At 58.2% G+C, this 20,295-nt stretch carries 21 protein-coding genes; 13 read left to right on the top strand and 8 right to left on the bottom strand.

Annotated features, from left to right (window positions below; translation table 11 throughout):
• The first annotated feature begins 65 nt into the window (after positions 1-65).
• Both GH784_RS06480 and GH784_RS06475 read left to right on the top strand, forming a co-directional pair.
• Positions 66-587, top strand: coding sequence for a TRAP transporter small permease (locus GH784_RS06480; RefSeq protein ID WP_013761414.1), 522 nt, complete (start codon positions 66-68; stop codon positions 585-587).
• On the top strand, positions 588-1,868 hold the full coding sequence (locus GH784_RS06475; RefSeq protein WP_003517912.1) for a TRAP transporter large permease: 1,281 nt from the start codon (positions 588-590) through the stop codon (positions 1,866-1,868).
• A 29-nt stretch (positions 1,869-1,897) separates the two neighbouring features.
• Here GH784_RS06475 and GH784_RS06470 read toward each other — a convergent pair whose 3' ends face one another.
• Positions 1,898-2,824, bottom strand: a complete 927-nt coding sequence (locus GH784_RS06470) for an AraC family transcriptional regulator (RefSeq protein WP_076846094.1) — start codon at positions 2,822-2,824, stop codon at positions 1,898-1,900.
• A 211-nt stretch (positions 2,825-3,035) separates the two neighbouring features.
• Here GH784_RS06470 and GH784_RS06465 point away from each other — a divergent pair, with 211 nt between their 5' ends.
• The 6 genes from GH784_RS06465 (at position 3,036) to GH784_RS06440 (ending at position 9,992) form a co-directional block, all read left to right on the top strand.
• Positions 3,036-3,917: a carbohydrate ABC transporter permease gene (locus GH784_RS06465; RefSeq protein WP_003517909.1), complete on the top strand. Its 882-nt coding sequence runs from the start codon at positions 3,036-3,038 to the stop codon at positions 3,915-3,917.
• Positions 3,918-3,921: 4 nt separating this feature from the next.
• Positions 3,922-4,806 (top strand): carbohydrate ABC transporter permease, encoded by an 885-nt coding sequence (locus GH784_RS06460; protein WP_019566471.1) that lies wholly within the window; start codon positions 3,922-3,924, stop codon positions 4,804-4,806.
• Positions 4,807-4,808: 2 nt separating this feature from the next.
• Positions 4,809-5,909 carry an ABC transporter ATP-binding protein gene (locus tag GH784_RS06455; RefSeq protein ID WP_153793279.1) on the top strand — a complete coding sequence of 367 codons (1,101 nt, stop codon included), beginning with the start codon at positions 4,809-4,811 and terminating at the stop codon, positions 5,907-5,909.
• Positions 5,910-5,952: 43 nt separating this feature from the next.
• Positions 5,953-7,227, top strand: a complete 1,275-nt coding sequence (locus GH784_RS06450; protein WP_111828459.1) for an ABC transporter substrate-binding protein — start codon at positions 5,953-5,955, stop codon at positions 7,225-7,227.
• A gap of 112 nt (positions 7,228-7,339) precedes the next feature.
• Entirely contained in the window at positions 7,340-8,911 is a 1,572-nt protein-coding gene (gene pglA / locus GH784_RS06445; RefSeq protein WP_111828458.1) for a polygalacturonase PglA, read from the top strand.
• The gene (locus GH784_RS06440) at positions 8,898-9,992 is read left to right on the top strand and encodes a glycoside hydrolase family 88/105 protein (protein WP_035199329.1); all 1,095 of its coding nucleotides are present in this window, start codon (positions 8,898-8,900) and stop codon (positions 9,990-9,992) included. The genes pglA and GH784_RS06440 overlap by 14 nt, the downstream gene beginning before the upstream one ends.
• 45 nt (positions 9,993-10,037) lie before the next feature.
• On the opposite strand, the gene GH784_RS06435 is transcribed toward GH784_RS06440, so the two are convergent.
• Positions 10,038-11,300: an ATP-binding protein gene (locus GH784_RS06435; RefSeq protein ID WP_035199328.1), complete on the bottom strand. Its 1,263-nt coding sequence runs from the start codon at positions 11,298-11,300 to the stop codon at positions 10,038-10,040.
• Positions 11,297-12,058 (bottom strand): response regulator, encoded by a 762-nt coding sequence (locus tag GH784_RS06430; RefSeq protein WP_065705509.1) that lies wholly within the window; start codon positions 12,056-12,058, stop codon positions 11,297-11,299. The genes GH784_RS06435 and GH784_RS06430 overlap by 4 nt, the downstream gene beginning before the upstream one ends.
• 173 nt (positions 12,059-12,231) lie before the next feature.
• Here GH784_RS06430 and GH784_RS06425 point away from each other — a divergent pair, with 173 nt between their 5' ends.
• The 4 genes from GH784_RS06425 (at position 12,232) to GH784_RS06410 (ending at position 16,513) form a co-directional block, all read left to right on the top strand.
• Positions 12,232-12,882 (top strand): hypothetical protein, encoded by a 651-nt coding sequence (locus GH784_RS06425; RefSeq protein WP_035200549.1) that lies wholly within the window; start codon positions 12,232-12,234, stop codon positions 12,880-12,882.
• 126 nt (positions 12,883-13,008) lie between these two features.
• Positions 13,009-13,305 carry a hypothetical protein gene (locus tag GH784_RS06420; RefSeq protein WP_111828468.1) on the top strand — a complete coding sequence of 99 codons (297 nt, stop codon included), beginning with the start codon at positions 13,009-13,011 and terminating at the stop codon, positions 13,303-13,305.
• Between the two features lie 22 nt (positions 13,306-13,327).
• Positions 13,328-14,551 carry an efflux RND transporter periplasmic adaptor subunit gene (locus tag GH784_RS06415; RefSeq protein ID WP_035199327.1) on the top strand — a complete coding sequence of 408 codons (1,224 nt, stop codon included), beginning with the start codon at positions 13,328-13,330 and terminating at the stop codon, positions 14,549-14,551.
• 3 nt (positions 14,552-14,554) lie between these two features.
• Positions 14,555-16,513 carry a MacB family efflux pump subunit gene (locus tag GH784_RS06410; protein ID WP_035199326.1) on the top strand — a complete coding sequence of 653 codons (1,959 nt, stop codon included), beginning with the start codon at positions 14,555-14,557 and terminating at the stop codon, positions 16,511-16,513.
• Positions 16,514-16,530: 17 nt separating this feature from the next.
• Here the strand turns inward: GH784_RS06410 and GH784_RS06405 are convergent, their stop codons facing one another.
• Positions 16,531-16,767 carry an acyl carrier protein gene (locus GH784_RS06405; protein WP_003517889.1) on the bottom strand — a complete coding sequence of 79 codons (237 nt, stop codon included), beginning with the start codon at positions 16,765-16,767 and terminating at the stop codon, positions 16,531-16,533.
• A 309-nt stretch (positions 16,768-17,076) separates the two neighbouring features.
• Here GH784_RS06405 and GH784_RS06400 point away from each other — a divergent pair, with 309 nt between their 5' ends.
• Positions 17,077-18,174, top strand: a complete 1,098-nt coding sequence (locus tag GH784_RS06400; protein WP_019566461.1) for an acyltransferase family protein — start codon at positions 17,077-17,079, stop codon at positions 18,172-18,174.
• 268 nt (positions 18,175-18,442) lie between these two features.
• Here GH784_RS06400 and GH784_RS06395 read toward each other — a convergent pair whose 3' ends face one another.
• The 4 genes from GH784_RS06395 to GH784_RS06385 form a co-directional block, all read right to left on the bottom strand.
• Complete coding sequence (locus tag GH784_RS06395; protein ID WP_003517885.1) at positions 18,443-18,754, bottom strand: hypothetical protein; 312 nt, start codon at positions 18,752-18,754, stop codon at positions 18,443-18,445.
• A gap of 13 nt (positions 18,755-18,767) precedes the next feature.
• The gene (locus tag GH784_RS06390; RefSeq protein ID WP_013761399.1) at positions 18,768-19,061 is read right to left on the bottom strand and encodes a hypothetical protein; all 294 of its coding nucleotides are present in this window, start codon (positions 19,059-19,061) and stop codon (positions 18,768-18,770) included.
• A 639-nt stretch (positions 19,062-19,700) separates the two neighbouring features.
• A complete protein-coding gene (locus GH784_RS27105) occupies positions 19,701-19,841 on the bottom strand; it encodes a hypothetical protein (protein ID WP_003517881.1) in 141 nt (46 codons plus the stop codon).
• A 90-nt stretch (positions 19,842-19,931) separates the two neighbouring features.
• Positions 19,932-20,216 (bottom strand): hypothetical protein, encoded by a 285-nt coding sequence (locus tag GH784_RS06385; protein WP_025595953.1) that lies wholly within the window; start codon positions 20,214-20,216, stop codon positions 19,932-19,934.
• Between the last annotated feature and the right edge of the window lie 79 nt (positions 20,217-20,295).

Genomic DNA, 20,295 nt, shown 5'->3' with positions numbered 1-20,295 from the left:
CGGCTCTGGCAACAGGGCCGGTTTTCTTTTGTCGTCATTGGTCTGAGGTTGGAGGAGGAAGGCAAATGCGAAACTTCATGCGGGCGATCCGCCCATTTCTCGGCGCGCTCAGCCGTGCGTCACTTTACATCGCCGGCGTCGGCATGGTCGCCATGACCCTTATCGTCGGCTGGCAGGTGTTTGCCCGTTATATCCTGAATGATTCACCAAGTTGGTCCGAGCCGCTGTCGCTTCACCTTATGTCATGGTTCATCATGCTGGGGGCGGCGGTGGGCGTGCGTGAAAGCGTGCATCTGGGGCTGGATATTCTGCGCTATATGATGCCGCCGCGCATACAGGCGGCAATGGACCTGACCAGTCTGGCACTGATCTTCTTTTTCGGGGTTGGCATGTGCTGGTACGGAACCGTCCTCTCTGCCGGAACATGGACGGCGACGATCCCTGTTCTTGGATGGCCGGGCGGCATGGATTTCTTCCCGCTGATCGGTGGCGGTTTTCTGATCGCGCTGTTTGCAGCCGAACGCTTTATCGATCTCGTCATCGGCGAGGAAATCGCGGCGGATGTGTTTGTGCAGGAGGCCGCGTAAATGGCTTACACAATCCTCTTCGGTGTCTTCACCCTTCTGATGCTGATCGGTACGCCGATTGCGTTCTGCCTCGGCATTGCCTCCTTCGCCACCGTTCTTTATCTCGGCCTGCCGCCCATCGTGGTCTTCCAGCAGATGAACTCCGGCATGAACGTGTTTGCGATGATGGCGATCCCTTTCTTCATCTTCGCGGGTGACCTCATGGTCCGCGGCGGTATAGCCCATCGTCTGATCCGTTTTGCGGCCGGTCTTGTCGGTCATCTGCGCGGCGGTCTGGGGCAGGTCAACATCGTCGCTTCGACATTGTTCGGCGGCATTTCCGGCTCGGCTGTCGCCGACGCCTCGGCCGTTGGTGGCCTGATGATCCCGCAAATGGCCAAGCGCGGTTATGACCGGGATTACGCCGTCAACGTCACTGTCAACGCCGCCATCATCGCGCTGATGATCCCGCCTTCGCACAATATGATCCTTTATTCGATCGCGGCGGGTGGCAATGTTTCGGTGGCAGATCTCTTCACTGCCGGCATCATTCCAGGCCTGCTGCTTGCTGCGGCCCTGATGGTCACCGCCTATATCGTCGCGCGGCGCAAGGGTTACCCGTCCGAGCCGTTTCCCGGCTTTTCGAAGCTGATGTATTATCTTCTGGCGTCCTTTCCCGGCATTCTGTTGATCGGCATCATCTTCGGCGGCGTTCGTTCGGGTATCTTCACCGCGACGGAGAGTTCCTGCATTGCCGTTCTCTACGCTTTCCTTGTTGCCATGCTTGTCTATCGTGAGCTGGACTGGAGCGGTTTCGTGGAAGCGGTGATGGGGGCGGTTCGTACGACAGCGATGGTTCTGCTCGTCATCGGCACGGCTGCGTCGTTCGGCTGGTTGATGGCGTTCCTGCAGGTGCAGACACTGATGATCGCGACAATCAGCGCAATTTCGGACAATCCGATTATCGTGCTTCTGGTCATCAACGTCATTCTGCTCTTGCTCGGCACTTTCATGGATATGGCACCGATGGTCATCATTTCCACGCCGGTGCTTCTGCCTGTCGTGAAGGCCTTCGGCATCGACCCCGTGCATTTCGGTGTCGTGATGATCCTGAACGCCGGTATCGGTCTCAATACGCCGCCGGTCGGAACGGTGCTCTTCGTGGGATGTGCGGTTGGCGGCATAACGATACGGGAAGCGATGCGAACGATCTGGCCGTTCTTCGGCGCCAGCATAGCCGTGCTGCTCGCCGTCACCTACATTCCGTCGCTTTCACTCTGGCTGCCGTCACTTTTCCGGTAGTTCCAAAGCTTTATCGCAAGAAGGCCCCGCTATGCCGGGGCCTTTTCCATTTCGGTGGCAAGCAGCCTCTGCTGTTCGTGCTCGTCAAACGCCATCAGATTGCCGTGCCTGCTGCGGCGTATCCTGTTCATGTGGTCGCGGGGGCTCAACCCCAATGTGCGCTTGAACATCCGCGAAAAATAATAAGGATCTCCATAACCCACTTCTGCCGCCGTAGCCGCAACTGAAAGCCCGGCTTCAAGAAAATGCATGGCACGTTCCATGCGTTTGAATTCCTGATATTTCCTCGGCGTGCGCCCCACCCGTTTCTGGAACTCACGCAGGAAATAGTCGCGATTATAGGGGGCTGCGTCGGTCGCCCTTGCGGCGATTTCAGGGTCGAGCGGATTGGCGGAAATCATCGTGATCGCTTTCATGACAGCCAGATCCAGGGCTTCGGCACCTTCCGGCTGGAAACTTGGACGGTCGACCCATCCGAGAAATGCATCATCGATAAATGCGATCAGCAACACCATGAACAGGTGATGCTGGCCAAGCGTGACAGAGGAGGGCGGAGCGCTCTGCCGATAGTGGCGCACCAGCGGCTCCAGCAGCGGCCAGCGGCTCAGCGAAAGTTTCGGCTTGAGGTCCATCTGCGCGACAAGGTTGTGGCGACCGTAAATATCCAGCGTGAAATGCTGTGCCACTCCCCGATAGGTGACGGCCTGTTCATTCCAGCCGATAAAATGCTGCCCCCTGAAAATCAGCATGGCGTCGCCAGGCTCCAGCACCCGTGCTTCACCGTCCACGAGATAATGCCCGCGACCCTCCAGGCAGATAATGAGATCGTCCACCTGATTGGATTTGTCGATCTGCCAGGTGCGGGAGTGCTCCATCTTGATCGTGGCGCGCGTGAGATTAAGCGTGAGCGCCGCAGGCGGAACGGACGAGAGAATGCCACCTTCGATTTCGTCCATCTTTTTCCTCATCTTTGTTAATTCACCTTGGCTCGGAAATTTGGTTTTGTCACCTCACAAACTGCTAATGCGCGCCGTATCAATGAGGGAGGAGATCGGCTGCGGCGAGAAATCGCGCCATCATGCGCCCGCCGTCAGCCGTTCCGGGAGAATCACTTGCACGAAATTGTATTCTGTTATCCGCGCCTTTCCGGGGTGGGGGAGGAGCGTCATGAAATCTAATCGCTTCCTCGGGCTGGGATATCTGACGCCCTATATCATCGGACTTCTGGTTTTCACGGCGATCCCGTTTCTGGGTTCCCTGTATCTCAGCTTCACCCGCTACGACCTGATGAGTGACCCCACATGGGCGGGACTGGCCAATTACGAGCGGCTCTTCACCCGTGATCGCACGTTCATGAAATCCCTGAACGTCACCCTGTTTTATGTGTTTCTGACGGTGCCGTTGAAGCTTGCCTTCGCGCTGTTCATCGCAGCGATACTCAATTACAAGCTGCAATTCATCAATTTTTTCCGCACCGCCTTTTACGTTCCGTCCATCCTCGGCGGTTCGATCGCGATTGCGGTGCTGTGGCGCTACATCTTCGCCAGCGAAGGGCTCGCCAACATGGCGCTGGCGGCAATCGGCCTGTCGCCGGTGGACTGGTTTGGCGATCCCGCCAATGCGCTTTTTACAATTACGCTGCTGCGCTGCTGGCAGTTCGGTTCGGCCATGGTGATCTTTCTCGCCGCGCTGCAATCCATCGACAAGTCGCTTTATGAGGCAGCGGCAATCGACGGCGCAGGCAAGGTAAAGACGTTCTTTTTCATCACCCTGCCGCTTCTGACGCCGGTCATCTTTTTCAACCTGATCATGCAGATGGTGCAGGCATTCCAGGAGTTTAACGGGCCTTACATCATCACCCAGGGCGGGCCGTTGAAGTCTACCTATCTGCTGCCTCTCTATATTTACGATGAGGCTTTCAAGAAGTTCAACATGGGCTATGCCTCCGCCATCGCCTGGGTTCTTTTCACCATCATCACCGTGCTGACCCTCGTGGCCTTCTGGTCCTCGAAAAAGTGGGTCTATTACGCCGGCGACAAGCGGAATTGATGCCATGACCGATATCGCAACCTTAAACGACATGCAGGCCGCCCGCCGGGCAAGGCTCCGGCTGTTATCGACCTCTGTCCGGTACACGCTGCTGTTCGCGGTCGGCTTCATCATGCTCTACCCGCTGATCTGGCTGGTCGGCGCAAGCTTCAAGACCAATTCCGAGATCTTTTCCGGTGCAGGTTTCATTCCTGAGACGCCAACACTGGACGGTTACATCCGCGGCTGGGAGACCTCCACGCCCTACACCTTCGGCCGGTTTTTCTGGAATTCGTTCCTGATCATCCTGCCGAAGGTCATCGGAACGGCGATTTCCTGCACCATGGCGGCCTATGCCTTCGCGCGCTTCGATTTTCCGCTGAAGAAAATCCTGTTTGGCTCGGTCATCGCCATCCTGCTTTTGCCCAATGTCGTAACCCGCATTCCGCAATATATCCTGTTCCGTGACCTCGGCTGGCTGGATAGTTTCCTGCCGCTATGGGTTCCCTCGGCACTAGCTGGTGATGCCTTTTTCGTCTTTATGCTTGTGCAGTTCCTGCGCTCGCTGCCCTCGGATATGGAGGAAGCCGCCCGTGTGGATGGCGCCAACAGTCTGCAGACGCTGGTCTACATCGTCGTGCCGATGCTGGCGCCGGCGCTGATCTCGGTCTGCCTTTTCCAGTTCATGTGGACGATGAACGACTTTCTGGGACCGCTGATCTACCTGTCCTCGGTCGATAAATATCCGGTGAGCCTGGCGCTCAAACTCTCCATCGACACCACCGAAGCCTTCGAATGGAACCGCATCCTGGCGATGTCGGTGCTGACGATCGCGCCTGCGCTCGTCGTGTTTTTCGCGGCGCAACGGTATTTCATTGAAGGGATCTCGTCTGGCGGGGTCAAGGGCTGAAAATGGCAAGCGTTCAACTTAAAAATCTCGAAAAAGTCTATGGCGGCAGCTTCCAGGCCGTGCACGGCATCAATCTCGAAATCGAGGACGGCGAGTTCATGGTCTTCGTCGGCCCGTCCGGCTGCGCCAAATCCACCACGCTGCGCATGGTGGCGGGGCTGGAGGAAATCACCGGCGGTGAAATCCTCATCGGAGATCAGCGCGTCAACGACCTGCCGCCCGGCAAGCGCTCCATTGCCATGGTGTTCCAGAACTATGCGCTCTATCCGCATATGAAGGTGCGCGGCAATCTTGCTTTCGGCCTCAAGATTGCCGGTGTTGCCAAGCCCGAGATCGAGAAGGCAATCGACAATGTCGCGCGCATTCTCGAAATCGAGCCCTTGCTGGATCGCCTGCCGAAACAGCTTTCCGGCGGGCAGGCGCAACGTGTTGCTTTGGGCCGTGCCCTCATCAAGAAGCCGGGCGTGTTCCTGTTCGATGAGCCCCTTTCGAATCTCGATGCGAAGCTGCGCGCTTCCATGCGTGTGCGCATTACCGATCTGCATCGCCAGCTGAAGGCGGAGGGCCTGTCTTCGACCGTCGTCTACGTGACGCACGATCAGACGGAAGCCATGACCATGGGCGACCGTATCTGCGTCATGCAGGCCGGGCGCATCATGCAGGTCGCCACGCCGAAGGAACTCTACAACCGGCCCGCCAATCTGTTCGTCGCCGGTTTCATTGGCATGCCGGAAATGAACCTTGTGGATGTGGCGATTGACGGGGCGGAGTTCGTCATCGGTGCGCAACGTCTTCCGATAGGCGACCATCTGGAAAAGCGGCTTTCAGCCAGACCGGCGGACGCCGTCATCGGCATCCGTCCGCAGCATCTTTCGCTTGCCGGTGAGGCCGATGGGCCGGCGCTGCAGGCGAAACTGACCAATGCCGAATTCATGGGGCACGAGGTCTATCTGCATGCCGATCTGGGCGGACAGAAGCTCGTGAGCGTGGTGGGAGCAGCCGAATTCGAGGCGCTTGGGCGCGACGGCATTCTGCGACTGAAGCCGGACCCCGAGAAGCTGCATATTTTCGACAAGGCCGATGGCCGAAATGTCTCGCTGTGAGGAGGGGACGAGCGTGCCTGATTTTTCGAGGAGGAGAAGAACAATGAAGAAGACGACGATGACGAGAACAATGGCGATGCTGGCCGGTGCTGCCTATCTGGCCACGGTGGCTGCGCCTGCGGCGGGTGCCGCGGAACTGCGTATGTCGTGGTGGGGCGGCGAAAGCCGTCATGTCGCCACCCAGAAGGCAATTGCCGCCTGCGGTGAAAAATACGGCCACACGGTCAAAGGTGAGTTTACCGGCTTCGATGGATATCTGGAAAAACTGACCACGCAAATGGCAGGCAAGACGGAGGCTGATATCGTTCAGGTGAACTGGCCATGGCTGCCGCTGTTTTCCAAGAATGGTGAAGGTTTTGCTGATCTGCGTCAGCTGAAACCTCTCGATCTTTCGCAATGGGCCGAGACGGATCTGGAAGCGGGTTCTATGAACGGGGTGCTTCAGGGCCTTTCAGTCTCCACCACCGGCCGCGTGTTTTTTTTCAACGCCACCACCTTTGAGAAGGCTGGTGTTGAAATCCCCAAGACATGGGATGAATTCTTCGCGGCAACAAAAACCATCAAGGAAAAGCTCGGCAAGGATCATTACACCTTCAACGCCGTAAAGGAGACTGCCCAGCTTCTCGTGACACTCGCCGTGGTGCAGAAAACCGGCAAGGATCTGGTCGACCCCAAGACCAACCGTGTCGCCTGGACGCCGGAGGAATTGGCGGAAGGTATCTCGTTCGTCGGCAAGCTGGTGGAAACCGGCTCCATTCGCTCCCAGAAAGAGGAAGCGGCCGATGGCAACGTCAATCTTTATGAAAAGCCGTCCTGGTCCGAAGGCCGTATCGCTGGTTCCTATGAATGGGATTCCACCTATTCGAAATATGCCGATCCCCTGAAGGATGGGCAGGTGCTGAAACCCGTGCCGATGCTGAAGCTCGCCGATGCCGTAACGGAAGGCGTTTATCGCAAGCCTTCCATGGTCTTTTCTATCTCGAAAAACTCGAAGAACCCTGAAGCGGCCGCGCAAATCCTGAACTGCCTGCTGAACGAGCCTGAGGGCATCGATGCGCTTGGCACGTCTCGCGGCCTGCCTGCTTCCAAGGCTGCGGCGCAGCGTCTGGGCGACAAGGGTGAGCCGGAAGTGCGCGCCGCCAACGCCATCGTCATGGCGGCATCTGGACCGGTAGTTTCGCCCTTCAACGAACATCCGGAAATCCGCTCCGGCTTCATCGATACGCTCGAGGAATATGCCTATGGCCAGCTGACGGCGGAAGAGGCGGCTGAGCAGATCATCGATACCACCAATGACGTTCTGGCCAAATTCGATTGACGACAATAGCCCGCCGCCCCTGTGGCGGCGGGCTCTTTATCCGGTTGCTGGGTGACATGGGCATTCCCGCCGATTGTTTTCGCGGGACATGCACGAACAACGAGAAACGAGCATGAACGAACCCTCTATCATCGCGCTTTCGGCGCGAACGGCGGCGCTTTGCCTCGCCGTACCCGGTGCGCGATATCACCTGCCGCAGACGGCATGGCGGCTGACTTCGCAAGATGGTGATCTACGAACCGGAAAAACCGCCACCGTGGTGACGCTGCTGCATGATCTGCGTCCGGATACGCGGTATGTGTTCGAAGCGGATGGGTTCGCAAGCCTGGAGTTCAGGACAGCGCCCTGCGCGGGGCTTGTCGAGGCGATGGCATTTTCGCTGACGCCGGATATTGCGCTTGACGACGAAGCCGGCGCACGCGCCAATGCTCGCGCTCTGGAAGAGGCAGTTGCCGCCGTGCCTGCGGGCGGCACATTGCGAATTGCTGCCGGCCTCTGGACAGCGTTTCCCGTGCGGTTGAAAAGCGACATGACGTTTCATCTTGCGGAAGGGGCCGTGCTGCGCGCACCCTCCACCCGCAAGGGTTGGCCGATCCTGCCTGCCCGCGATGAGACGGGCCGCATGCTCGGCAGTTGGGAAGGGCTACCGGATGCATGTTTCGCTGCGCCGGTCCATGCCATCGGCGCAGACAATCTCGTGATCGAAGGCACAGGCGTCCTCGATGGTTCCGGCGACAGAGGCGACTGGTGGAGTTGGCCGAAAGAAACCCGTGACGGCGCGCGCCGACCGCGCGGCCTGCATCTCGTCTCCTGCCGCAATGTCGGGCTTTTCGGTTTCACCATTCGCAATGCACCGTCCTGGACGGTCCATCCACAGGGGTGCGAGACCCTGAAAGCGGCGGGTCTCACAATCAGCGCTCCGCATAACAGCCCCAATACCGATGGTTTCAACCCGGAAAGCTGTCGCAACGTGACGATATCAGGCGTGCGCTTTTCAGTCGGCGACGATTGCATTGCTGTGAAGGCAGGCAAACGCGGGCCGAACGGCGAGGACGACCATCTGGAGGAAACACGCTGCGTCAGCGTGCGCCATTGCCTGATGGAGCGCGGCCATGGCGGGCTGGTGATCGGCTCGGAAATGTCGGGTGGCGTGCATGACGTAACGGTAGAGGACTGCGACATGGTTGGCACGGATCGCGGCTTGCGTCTCAAGACGCGGCGGGGCCGTGGCGGTCCAGTCAGCAATGTCACCATGCGCCGGGTGTTGCTGGATGGCGTGCAGACCGCGCTTTCCGCCAATGCTCATTACCATTGCGATGCCGATGGGCATGACGGCTGGGTGCAGTCGCGAGACCCTGCACCTGTAGACGTCGGGACTCCGTCTATCGACGGAATTACTGTCGAAGATGTGGAAATCCGCCATCTGGCCCATGCCGCCGGCGTATTTCTCGGTTTAGCGGAGTCCCCAATCCGCAATATCGCCATTCGCAATCTCACCATCGTCTCGCGTGATCCTGCAGCCGTGGCCACACCGCCGATCATGGCCGATGGGGTGCGCCCCATGCTGCATGAGGGGATCGTTTTCGAACAGGCTGAAATCATTTGCGACGATCCTGCGCTGCTGAGCGCCTCTGCCGTTTCCCACTCACAGATTTCAATCGAGAAAACCCATGAAAGCCACTGATTATTTTGATCAATTCACCAGCCGATATAGGCACTACAAGGGCGGAAGCTGGTGTTATGAGGATGGCTGTGTCTATCGGGGTTTGCAGCACCTGTTCGAAGCGACCGGCGAGCGTCGCTGGAACGAACATCTGCATCGTCTGGCTGACACCCAGATAGCGGCAGACGGAGTGCTCGCCGGTTACGATCCGCAGGAATACAATATCGATCACATCCTTGCCGGTCGCATTCTGTTTCCTCTGGCAGCGGAAACGGGCGATCCGCGTTATCTCGCTGCGGCGGAACATCTTGCGGGCCAACTCCGCAGCCATCCGCGTACGGGCTCCGGTAATTACTGGCACAAGAAGCGTTATCCGCATCAGGTCTGGCTGGATGGCCTTTATATGGGACTTCCTTTTCAGATCGAATATGCGCAGGCGACTGGTGACGCCGAACTGATCGACGATGCGCTACAGCAATTCTCAACCGCACTCACGCTGACGGCGGATGCCGGTGGGCTCTATGTCCATGGTTATGACGAAAGCCGCAACCAGCGCTGGGCCGATCCCGTGAGCGGCCAATCCCCGGCCGTATGGGCCCGCGCCGTCGGCTGGCTCGCCATGGCGCTGGTCGATGCGTTGGTGATGTTGCCGGCTGATGGCGCAACGATCGAACTTCGGGAACGCGCGGGCTCACTTCTGGCCGGTATTGTTGCCCGGCAGACTGAAACCGGTCTCTGGATGCAGGTGCTGGACAAACAGGATCTTGCCGGAAACTACGAGGAAACCTCCGCTTCGGCGATGTTCGCCTATGCCTTACTGCGGGCTGCGCGGCTGGGGCTTTTGCAAGGCAAGGAGGCAAATGCGGCTCTTTCGGCGGGCCGGTCCGCGCTTGAGGCCCTGCTTGAGAGACAGCTCAAGGTGGACGAAAAGGGTATCGTCCGTCTCACCGGCATCGTGCATGTCGCGGGCCTTGGCGGTTTCGAGGGCAATTATCGCGATGGGTCTCCGGATTATTACCTGACCGAGCCGGTTGTATCCGATGACGCCAAAGGCGTCGGGCCGCTGATGATGGCCTATGCCGAAAGCCTGCTTTTGGCATGACGGCGCGGTCATCTTAACGGGCACAGGGTGTTTTGTGGCATGAGATCATGCCACTTTTGCCAAGATCACCGTCTGGATCAGGCCCTGTTTTTTGTGGTTCGCGATTGTGATCTTGCCACCGAAGCGCTCGATGATTTCTCTGGCGATGGCTAGACCCAACCCCACCCCAGGGATCGACTTTCGCCGCCCGAGATCGACCCGAAAGAAGGGCTCGAAAACCCGGCCGATCAGTTCCTGCGGAATGCCAGGGCCTTCATCGCGGATTGTAACGACGACCTCGCTTTCGTCCTCGGTTAGATCGATCCGTGCCGTTTTGCCATGGGTGACGGCATTGAGGATGAGGTTGCGCAAGGCTCTTTTAAGCGCAAGTGGAGCGGCCTTGATGATCATGGCGGCTTCCGGTTTCATAAAGTCGAGGGCATCAGCGTAACCGAGATCAGAAAGTTCGCTGACGATTTCGCCGAGAAGCCTGCCGATATCGATCATCTTGACGGTATCCTGGCTCACTTCCTCGCGCACAAGCAGAATGGCGCTATCCGCGATGGCGTTCAGTTCCTCGAGGTCCGCCAGCCATTTGCCCCGCTCTTCGTCGTTTTCGATGAATTCTGCCCGCAGGCGCATGCGGGTCATTGGGGTTCTCAAGTCATGGCCAGCGGCTGCGACGAGACGCATTCGGCTTTCCATTGCCGCCTTCAGGCGGCGGGCGAGTTCGTTCAAGGCTCGCGCCGTGGCGCGGATTTCACCCGGACCTGTTTCCGACAAATGGGGTAGCGAACCATCGGGTCCGATGCTTGCAGCGGCGTTTTCCAGCATGTCGAGGGGGCGGGTGATTTTTCTGGCGGCAAAAATGGAAACAGCAGCACTGCCAAGAATGATCAGCCCGATCCACATGCCGAAAATCTTCCAGCCGCCCGGGGGAGGGCCCATATGCGGAATTTCCGCGACCAGCCACCCGCTTTTTTCCAGCGCTATAGCCGCCACCGGGGCATTACTTCCCGGCGCGCGGATCACAATTGCAGTGCGCGGCTCGCCAACCTGTGCAAGGGCCTTTTCTAGAAACTCCGAAAGCATTCCGTCGAGATCACCTTCAGGCGGCTTCTGTTCGATGCGGAAATAGCCGGGTTGTTGCAGCGAGGGATCGCGTTCGGCCATGGTCACGGCAAAGGCAAGGCTGCGGGCAACGGGCTCGATGGTGGCATCTGGCGGCGGCGGCTGCAATGTCTGATCGGCCACCACAGTTGCAAGCGCGATGACCGCGATGATGGAGACGATCAATAGTGCGGCGATACGGTTTCTGAGCGAGCTCATCGATGCACCGGCAGGGTTCTGACCTGAACCGTCATCTGGTAACCGCCATTGCGAACGGTCTTGAAGATCGGAGCCCGGGCATCGGTTTCGAGCTTCTTGCGCAACCGGCTCATCAACACGTCGACGGAGCGGTCGAACGGTCCCCGGTCCTTGCCCTGCGTGAGATCGAGCAGCTGATCGCGGGAAAGAAGCCGGCCGGGCCTGTCGAGGAAGACTTTCAGCAGATCGAACTCCGCCCCCGTCAGCTCGATCCTCTCACCGCCGGCGTGGATGACGGAGCGCTGTTCCGGATCGGCGGTGAAGTCCGCAAAACCATAAGCGGTGGATGAGCCGCGAGGTACTTCCTGAGGTAATGCGCGGCGCAGCACGGCCTTGATCCGCGCCGTTAGTTCTCGCGGATTGAAAGGTTTGCCAAGATAGTCGTCGGCGCCGATTTCCAGCCCGACGATCCGGTCGACATCCTCCTTGAGCGCTGTCAGGAGAATGACGGGCGTGCGCGGCCGGCGGCCTTGCAGATCACGGCAGATATCGAGGCCGGAACCATCCGGCAGCATCACGTCGAGCACGATGAGATCCGGATCGGAGCAGGCGAACTGTTCTTCGAACTCACGCCTGTCGGCTGCCATCGAAACGCGAAACCCCTGCGAGCCGAGATATTTCGCTAGCAATGTGCGTATCTCCGGATCGTCATCCACGATCAAAATATGTGTCACCGAAACTGTCGCCATATCGTCCAACCTTTTGATGCCACTATACATAAGCGGCGCAAAGAAACGGCGGATTTTTGCAACGAAAGCTTGCTGCGGCCGCTCTGGCAACATTCGGTTACAAATAGGCCGCGCGTGGAACAAGACCCGCAACATTCGGACCAAAGCCGGAAACGCTTAGCTCCTATCGTCTTCTCAGGTTGGAAAACGAAAAGGAAGGTAAGATGAGAAACGCTCTAATCGCCACCGCCGTCGTCGTGACAACTGCTCTTGGCGCTTCGGCCACCTCCCGGGCTGCGGAGCAGGGTGAACCAGTGCCGCAGGCATCGGAACAGGCCGTGCCGCCGCTGGCCAGTCCTGACTTCGGTTCGAATAGTGGTCCGGAGCAAAGGCTGCCGCATGGCCGCAAGATGGCCGGGCCTGAGATGCTACGCCCGGATATGATGGGGCCGGATATATTGGGGTTGGCGACGAAACTTTCGGCAGCGGAAATCTATCTCGGCGTCACACCTGAACAGCTTGGTCCGTGGCGCGCCTATGCCACTGCGCTGATCGATCTTGTTTTGCCCACTTCGGAACTCAAGCCATTGCCGCCGAAGGGACCGGGTGCGACGGGGCTAGAGCCGCGTCTTGCCGGTGAGGAACTGGCCGGCATCACAATGAAAAAGGCAGAACAGGCTAAAGCACTTCAGGACGCAGCGGCTACGCTGAAACCGAAACTTTCGCCGCAGCAGGTGCAGAAGCTTGCTCAACTCGAACGCGCATTGATGCCGCCTCCGCCTCCCGTCCCGCATTATGGCCGTGGACGAGACGGTCGTATCGAGCCTCCGCATGGCGACATGATGCCGCCGCTGCCTCAGGCAGAGCGGGGCTGACGCCACTCTTCAAAGTTTCCTCCTTTAATAGCCCCCCAGCAAAGGAGGAAATCAGCCGGAAACGGCTGAAGCCGGGGGATCGCTCGCCTGCGATCCCCCGCGTGATTTTCAAGCGAGAAGATGATGATGAGATATTTCTACCTGATGCTGGCGACGGTTTTTGGTTTGAGCTTCGTCTGGTCGGTCGCTGCGGCCGGTGACAGGCCGGTGCGAGATCCAGCGGCGAAATCCCGGCAGGAAGAACAGTGGCGCCAACCCGTCTGTGCCAAGGAACGGCGCGAAAATGCACACGGCAAACGTCGTCACGACACCTGCCGCAAGGCATCCGCCAGAAAGTCTGTTGCCGCCTATGAATGGATCGAAGCAGACAACGGCTTCATCCTTGTGAAACACGACATGAGGTCGGTTTCTTCTTTTGAGTAGACCGGCCGGACAGGACAGGACGATGAAAATGGTTTGCAAAGCAGGTGTGGCGCTGACGGTTGTCGCGCTCGCCCTGGGTGGCTACTGGTTTTCGTCACAATATACGCGGGCCGCAACGCCCGGTTATATCACCTCGTCTGTGAAGCGCGGTGATATCGAGCAGACTGTTCTGGCGACTGGAACGCTCAAACCCGTTCGTCTGGTGGCCGTCGGCGCGCAGGCCTCCGGTCGCATCACCGCCGTCAAGGTCGCACTTGGAGATACGGTCAAGGCGGGCGATCTCATTGCCGAGATCGATTCCGTTACCCAGAATAACAGCCTGCGCACGGCGCTGGCAGCGCTTGCCAACGTGAAGGCGCAGCGGGTGGAAAAGCAGGCGACACTTGTTCTCAACCGCCAGAGCCTTGTCCGCCAACAGGAAATGGTGTCGAAAAATGTCGCCTCCCGTGCGGATTTCGAAAGCGCCACTGCAGCGCTCGCAGTCACCCAGGCGCAGATCGAAGCGATCGACGCCCAGATCGAGGAGGCACAGGTCGCTGTCGAAACGGCAAAGGCCAATCTCGGCTATACGAGGATCACCGCGCCCATCGAAGGCACTGTTCTGTCTATCGTCAGTCAGGAAGGGCAGACCGTCAACGCCACGCAGTCCGCGCCGACTATCGTGATCCTAGGCCAGCTCGACCGGATGACGGTGCGCACGGAAATCTCCGAAGCAGATGTGACGCGCGTAAAAGCCAGTTTGCCAGTTTACTTCACGGTGCTGGGTGAGCCGCAACAGCGTTACGACGCGACGCTTACGTCCATTGAACCGGCGCCTGAATCAGTGCGCAGCGACTCCAGCTTCAGCTCCTCGACGTCTTCCTCGACCACATCGTCCTCTTCCAGCACCTCGTCGTCGGAGGCGATCTATTATAATGGCGTGTTCGAAGTGCCGAACCCGGACGGCAAGTTGCGCACCTATATGACGGCGGAGGTCCATATCGTCCTTGGTGAAGCCAAGGACGTGCTAACCGTTCCGGCGGCGGCCCTTGGTAGCAAAGGCGCCAACGATGACTATGCCGTGCGTGTGGTAGACACCGATGGCAGAATTTCCGAACGCAGGGTCCAGATCGGTCTGAACGACAAGGTAACGGCGGAAGTGCGGTCCGGCCTTGCCGAGAACGAGCGCGTGGTGACCGGCGAACTTTCCATCGACACCACCAAAAACGCCGTGCCGGGGCCTGGTGGCCCGCCGATGGGTTTTTGAACAATGGCTGATCCTCTGATTTGCCTTAAATCCGTGCGGCGGGATTATCCGTCCGGTGAAGGTACGATTACCGTACTCAAGAATATCGACCTCATCATCGAGGCCGGCGAGATGGTGGCGATCGTCGGCGCTTCCGGATCGGGCAAGTCGACGCTGATGAATATTCTCGGTTGCCTCGACCGGCCGACCTCAGGGAGCTACAGCATCAGGGGCCGGGAGACGGGCAATCTCGATGCAGACCAGCTTTCGGAATTGCGGCGAGAAAACCTCGGTTTTATTTTCCAGCGTTACCATCTGCTTGTCGAACTGACAGCGCTCGGCAATGTCGAAATTCCGGCGATCTACGCCGGAAAGTCACAAAGCGATCGCAGGAGCGATGCCGCCAGGTTGCTCGGTCGCCTTGGCATGGCGGACCGCCTCGATCATCGTCCGGGCCAGCTTTCCGGCGGCCAGCAGCAACGCGTTTCCATCGCGCGCGCCCTTATGAACGATGCCGAAATCATTCTTGCCGACGAGCCGACCGGTGCGCTCGACAGCGCGAGCGGCGACGAGGTGTTGCGCATCCTCGACGAGCTGCATGCCGAAGGGCGCACTGTCGTTATCGTCACGCACGATATGTCAATTGCACGACGTGCCGAACGGATCATCGAAATCAGCGACGGCGCCATCATTTCCGACCGCAGGGCGGATGCCGCGCCGGTTCGGAAGGATGACGCCAAACCCTCTATGGTTTCCGGCGGGGCCTCCAGTCTCGCTGGTCTCGTATCCTCGCTGCGGGAGGCATTGCGCATGGCGCTCCTGTCGATGCAGGCGCACAAGCTGCGCAGCTTTCTCACCATGCTCGGTATCATCATCGGCATCGCCTCGGTCATCAGCGTCGTGGCGCTGGGGCAGGGGTCACAGCAGCGCGTGCTGCAGAATATCTCAAGCCTCGGCACCAACACGCTGGAAATCTTCGCGGGCAAGGATTTTGGCGACATAAGATCTGGCAAGATCACCACGCTGGTCGTCTCCGACGCCGAGGCACTTGCCAAACAATCCTATGTCGCGGCTGTGACGCCCACGGTCTCGACCTCCAGTACGGTGCGTTTTGGCGCGAAGGAGGCGAATGCGCTTGTGAATGGTGTCAGCGAGCGGTATTTCGTCGCCAAGGGCACGAAGCTGTCACAAGGGCGCTTTTTCGATGCCGCAAGCGTCGCGCAGAAAGCCCAGGAGGTGGTGATTGATGAGAACACCCGCAAATCGTTGTTTGCGGATTTCGACGGCAGCCCCATCGGTCAGGTCATCCTCATCGGCAAGGTGCCGGCCCGCATCGTCGGCATCACGCAGGCGCAGCAGGGCGGTTTCGGTTCAAGCCAGAACCTTTCACTTTATCTGCCCTATACTGCCGTCCAGTCACGCTTTCTCGGCAGCCTGTCGCTGCGCAGCATCACGGTGCAGGTGAGTGACGATATTGACGCCGCAATTGCCGAACAGGCGGTGACGGTTCTTCTCACCCAGCGGCATGGAACGCGGGATTTCTACATTCTCAACACTGACGATATTCGCCAGACCATCACCAGTACAACGCAGACCATGACGCTGCTGGTTGCGGCGATCGCGGTGATTTCGCTTCTGGTCGGCGGCATCGGGGTGATGAACATCATGCTCGTTTCCGTTTCCGAACGTGTATCGGAAATCGGCGTGCGCATGGCAGTCGGCGCACGGCGCAGTGACATACTGCGCCAGTTCCTGATCGAGGCAGTGCTCGTCTGCATCATCGGCGGAACGCTGGGAATTTTGGGCAGCTTCGGCTTCGGGGCGCTTTTCTCCGCCTTCAGCAGCAATTTCGCCATGGTCTATTCCACGGTGTCGATCATTGCTGCCTTCGTCTGCTCGACACTGATAGGCGTCGTTTTCGGCTATCTGCCGGCCCGCAACGCATCGAACCTCGATCCTGTTGCGGCCCTGTCGGCGGGTTGATATCCCGCCGCTGCCGGTCAAGCCTTGTTTTTTTCGATGAAGCGGATGGCGTCGCCAACGGTCAGGATTGTGCTTGCGGCCGAATCGGGGATTTCCACTCCGAATTCTTCCTCGATTTCCATGACAACCTGAACCACTTCGAGGGAATCGGCACCGAGATCGTCGACAAAATTGGCGTCATCGACAACCGTGCCGGGATCTGCGCCAAGCTGGTCAACGATGATTTTTTTAATACGGTCGGCGATGGTGGACATGGTGGGACTCCGCGAAAGTTGTTTGCCGCCGAACAACCCGTTTGAATTTGCGCCCAGGACACTTGCTAAAATCGAAACCGGTTTTTGCGAGGCGTGGTACACAGAGTCAGAAGGTCAAAGCATCGATGGCATTCGGACGTAGCATGCCTTTGACGGCTGCGAAAGAGCGTGGCTCATGGGGAAGTGCCCATAAGAATTCGGGGTATGTTTGACGTTGAACAGTTTTTGACTGGATGCGATGAACCGCTGCGCTGTAAACCTCGTTTTCGTGAAGTAATTATAATCCAGTCCTGTCGAGCATCAACGCCCATGGTCCAGTCTTCCCCGGAACGCTTCATATTGCTCGATGGCATAAGGGGCGTAGCTGCGCTCTTCATCGTGCATCGCCATGCCGAACAGTTTTTCGGGAGAGACGACGCTTCGAGCTATCTCGCCGTCGATTTGTTCTTCGCCTTGAGCGGTTTTGTGCTGGCGCATGCCTACAGCATGAAACTGCGCGAAGGGGCGATTACGCCAGGCTTCTTCATGAAGGCGCGCCTCGCGCGACTTTATCCACTGTATGGGCTGGGGCTGGCGTTGATGGCGTCCTATTTCATCTGCCTCTACCTGTTGGGCCTGCCGACGCCGATCGATGATCTTCATCGCCACATCAATCCGGGCGAACTCGCGATCGCGTTGTTGACCGGGCTTCTTTTTGTTCCGGCACCCTTCACGCTCACATTGAACGGCGCATTGTTTCTGGTGAGCCCGGCATGGTCGCTTTTCAACGAGCTGGTGGTGAATGCGGTTTATGGCCGGTGGGGTGTGCGGGCGACTACGAAACAGACAATCGTGGTGCTGGCTGTCAGCGCCTGCGTCCTTGTCGTGGCGGCTGCTGAGTTTGGGAAGTTGCATGCGGGGTTTCGATGGCACGAAATGTATGCCGGCATGGGAAGGGTGTTTTTCTCGTTTTTCGCAGGCGTGCTGGTTTACCGCTTCCGCAATCGCATAACCGAGCTGAAGCCCATCCAGGCGGCCCTCTGTCTTATGCTGGTCTGCGTCATCCTCGCCGTGCCAATTTCGCGTGAGCTTCGGCCCTTCTTTGATCTCGCGGTGGTTCTGCTCGTCTGGCCGACGGTATTGTTCGTAGCCAGCAGGATAGTGCCGGGTCGCAGGGTGGGAATCTTGTCGACGTTTCTCGGCACAGCTTCCTACGCCGTCTATGTGCTGCATATTCCGCTGCTGGCCTGGACGGATTTTCTGATGCCTGCCGTTGATAGGGAAAACATCGCTTTGCCGGTCGGTGTCGCTTTCCTGATAGGGACGACGTGTCTGTCATGGTACCTGACGGTCCATTTTGATCAGCCAGTGCAGACATGGCTCAAAGGTCGCCTGAGAAAGCGGGCAGGGGTGGGGCAACCGGTGTGATCGCGTCTTGTCGCTGCAGGCTTCAGTAATGCGCGAAGATTGGAGCCGTGATAACAAAGGCCGCGACGAGACTGATGATCGTCAGTTTCGCGGCACGCATGCGGCGCATTCTGCGGCCGCTCCAGTCATACGTCATACTCACCCTCCACGCAGACGCAAACTCTCGGACTGATGTCCGACTAAGTCAGTTTCTCCTGATATATCTCATTTGCCAAGTCATTATTGTTACCAGTGATTTTGGCGAACACCGTCCGCTTCGGGAGGCGCTTCAGGGGAAAAGCCGGATAAGTTGATTGTCTTTGAGTTTCAGGCGGCTTGCCTCATCGGAAGAAATGCAATGCTCTATGTTCTTTCGCAAGTCGTCGGGAACTATCGGCCCGCCTGCCTTCAAAAGCTTTTCGGTCATCGAAAAAAGAATGCCGAACTGGGTCTCGCATTCGGCCGATGTCAGCAGCAGCGGTAGTGACGGAACGGTGTTCGCCGTAAAGACGCTATCTGCCGTATCGTACATGGTGACGAGGTACCAGGTCAGAAATAGCCCCAGCCACAGGCCGGTGCTGACCATGATATATTCGCGCATCTGCTCTCTCCCCTCAATGGCGGTGGTAAAGCAGTGGCAGGCCCTGGATTGCATATCGGGGGAGCGGCTTCCACGGCTTGATGCGGTCGTGTTTCTGCACGCCGAACAGGAAGCGCATTTCGTCGGTGAGGTCTGCCGGATCGGTCAAACCATCCTGATATAATTCAATGACCTTGCGGGCGGCTCTGTTATGGAGCTTTTTGTCATCATCGTCGGAGAGGTGATTAAAACCGATGCTCTCGAGGACCAATTGGAGCATTTCGAGATCTTGAGAGGAGATCAGGCAGTTACGGGGCGCAGAAGACATGATGGCCTCTTTTCTTACTGGTTCAGAAAGCCGAAGCCTCGCGCGCGCCCTTAAAAGGCTGCACGGGACGCTCCAACGCTTTGAAACGATACGCCGGTGCGGTCGATGACCGTTGCCGGTTTTCGGGGGGCATGTGCCTCAACGCGCCCTGGGAAATTCCGCACGGGGCGCTGTAGAAGGGAGGCATGTGCAAATGGGGCTTGAGACGGCAAGGATGCCTGACGGCGGTAACGCCCTTTAAGTACCGATGGGGAAGGGTGCGCTCTTTGCGCGCAATAGGCAAGTTAATTCCACAGCCCTTGACGAGTATGTGACCGGTGCGGCGACATTCTTTATCTCACCAGGGCAGACAACAAAAAAGGCCGGGGCAATATTGCACCGACCTTCCTCATATCGCCATTAACACCAGTGCCAGTACATCCGTGGTCAAAAGTCTAAAGCGACGGAAACAACTGCGAACGACATATCTTGCGCTCACCAGCAGTTGCTGTATGAACCTTATAGAAGAGCAATGTGGCCAAAACAAGTCCGCATTTCCATTACATGTTTTATTTGTCGCGACCCTTTGCGTATCGGGTCGCGGTTTGGCAATTCGTGCCGGGACGTCGCGCTGTTATGAGCGGGATGTCCGGAACAATCCTACTTCTTCTTGCCATCCGCAGTTGTGGAGTTTGCGAACTTGACCTGCGTGCCGGCAGCTGGTGCCGCAGCCGGAGCCTTCGTCTTGTCCTTCTTCGGTTTGCGGACTTCTTTGTTGCTGCGTACTTGACCCTTGGCCATGGTGTCCTCCTGGTATTGAACTGATATTGGATATTGTGTGGTCCGGGGCATGATCGCGCGCCGCAGGCAGGCTGCGGGGCGGTTTCATCGTCAGGGGAAAGGCAGTCCGTTAAGCGGAAGTTTCCCGAAGGGAAGGGTCGGTTTGGAGAGGCGGATACGCCCTGCGTAGAAGGTTCTCCGCACCATGTCGGGCTGGAGGCCAAAATCAGGAAACGCCGCAAAGCCGGAGGATGCGCCGCGATCCTGATCTAGGCGCATGGCTGTTTCTTCGGCGGCACTGAGAAGCAGGCGAAGCGATGCGTTTTCCCGGTAACCCAAACCGCCGGTGCGGACGAGGTTCCGTGAAAGGCTTGATGAATAAAACTCGGAAGACATCTCGTCCTCCTTTCGTTTGGGGGCGAGGACACTCTGCCCTCAAACACCAGCACTCTTCAGCGGATTGCTGACAGGCGAA

Origin of the sequence: Agrobacterium tumefaciens, assembly GCF_009649785.1 — a bacterium.
GTDB lineage: Bacteria > Pseudomonadota > Alphaproteobacteria > Rhizobiales > Rhizobiaceae > Agrobacterium > Agrobacterium tumefaciens.
Note: the sequence above shows the minus strand (reverse complement) of the source record. Positions and strands in the feature narration are given on the sequence as shown.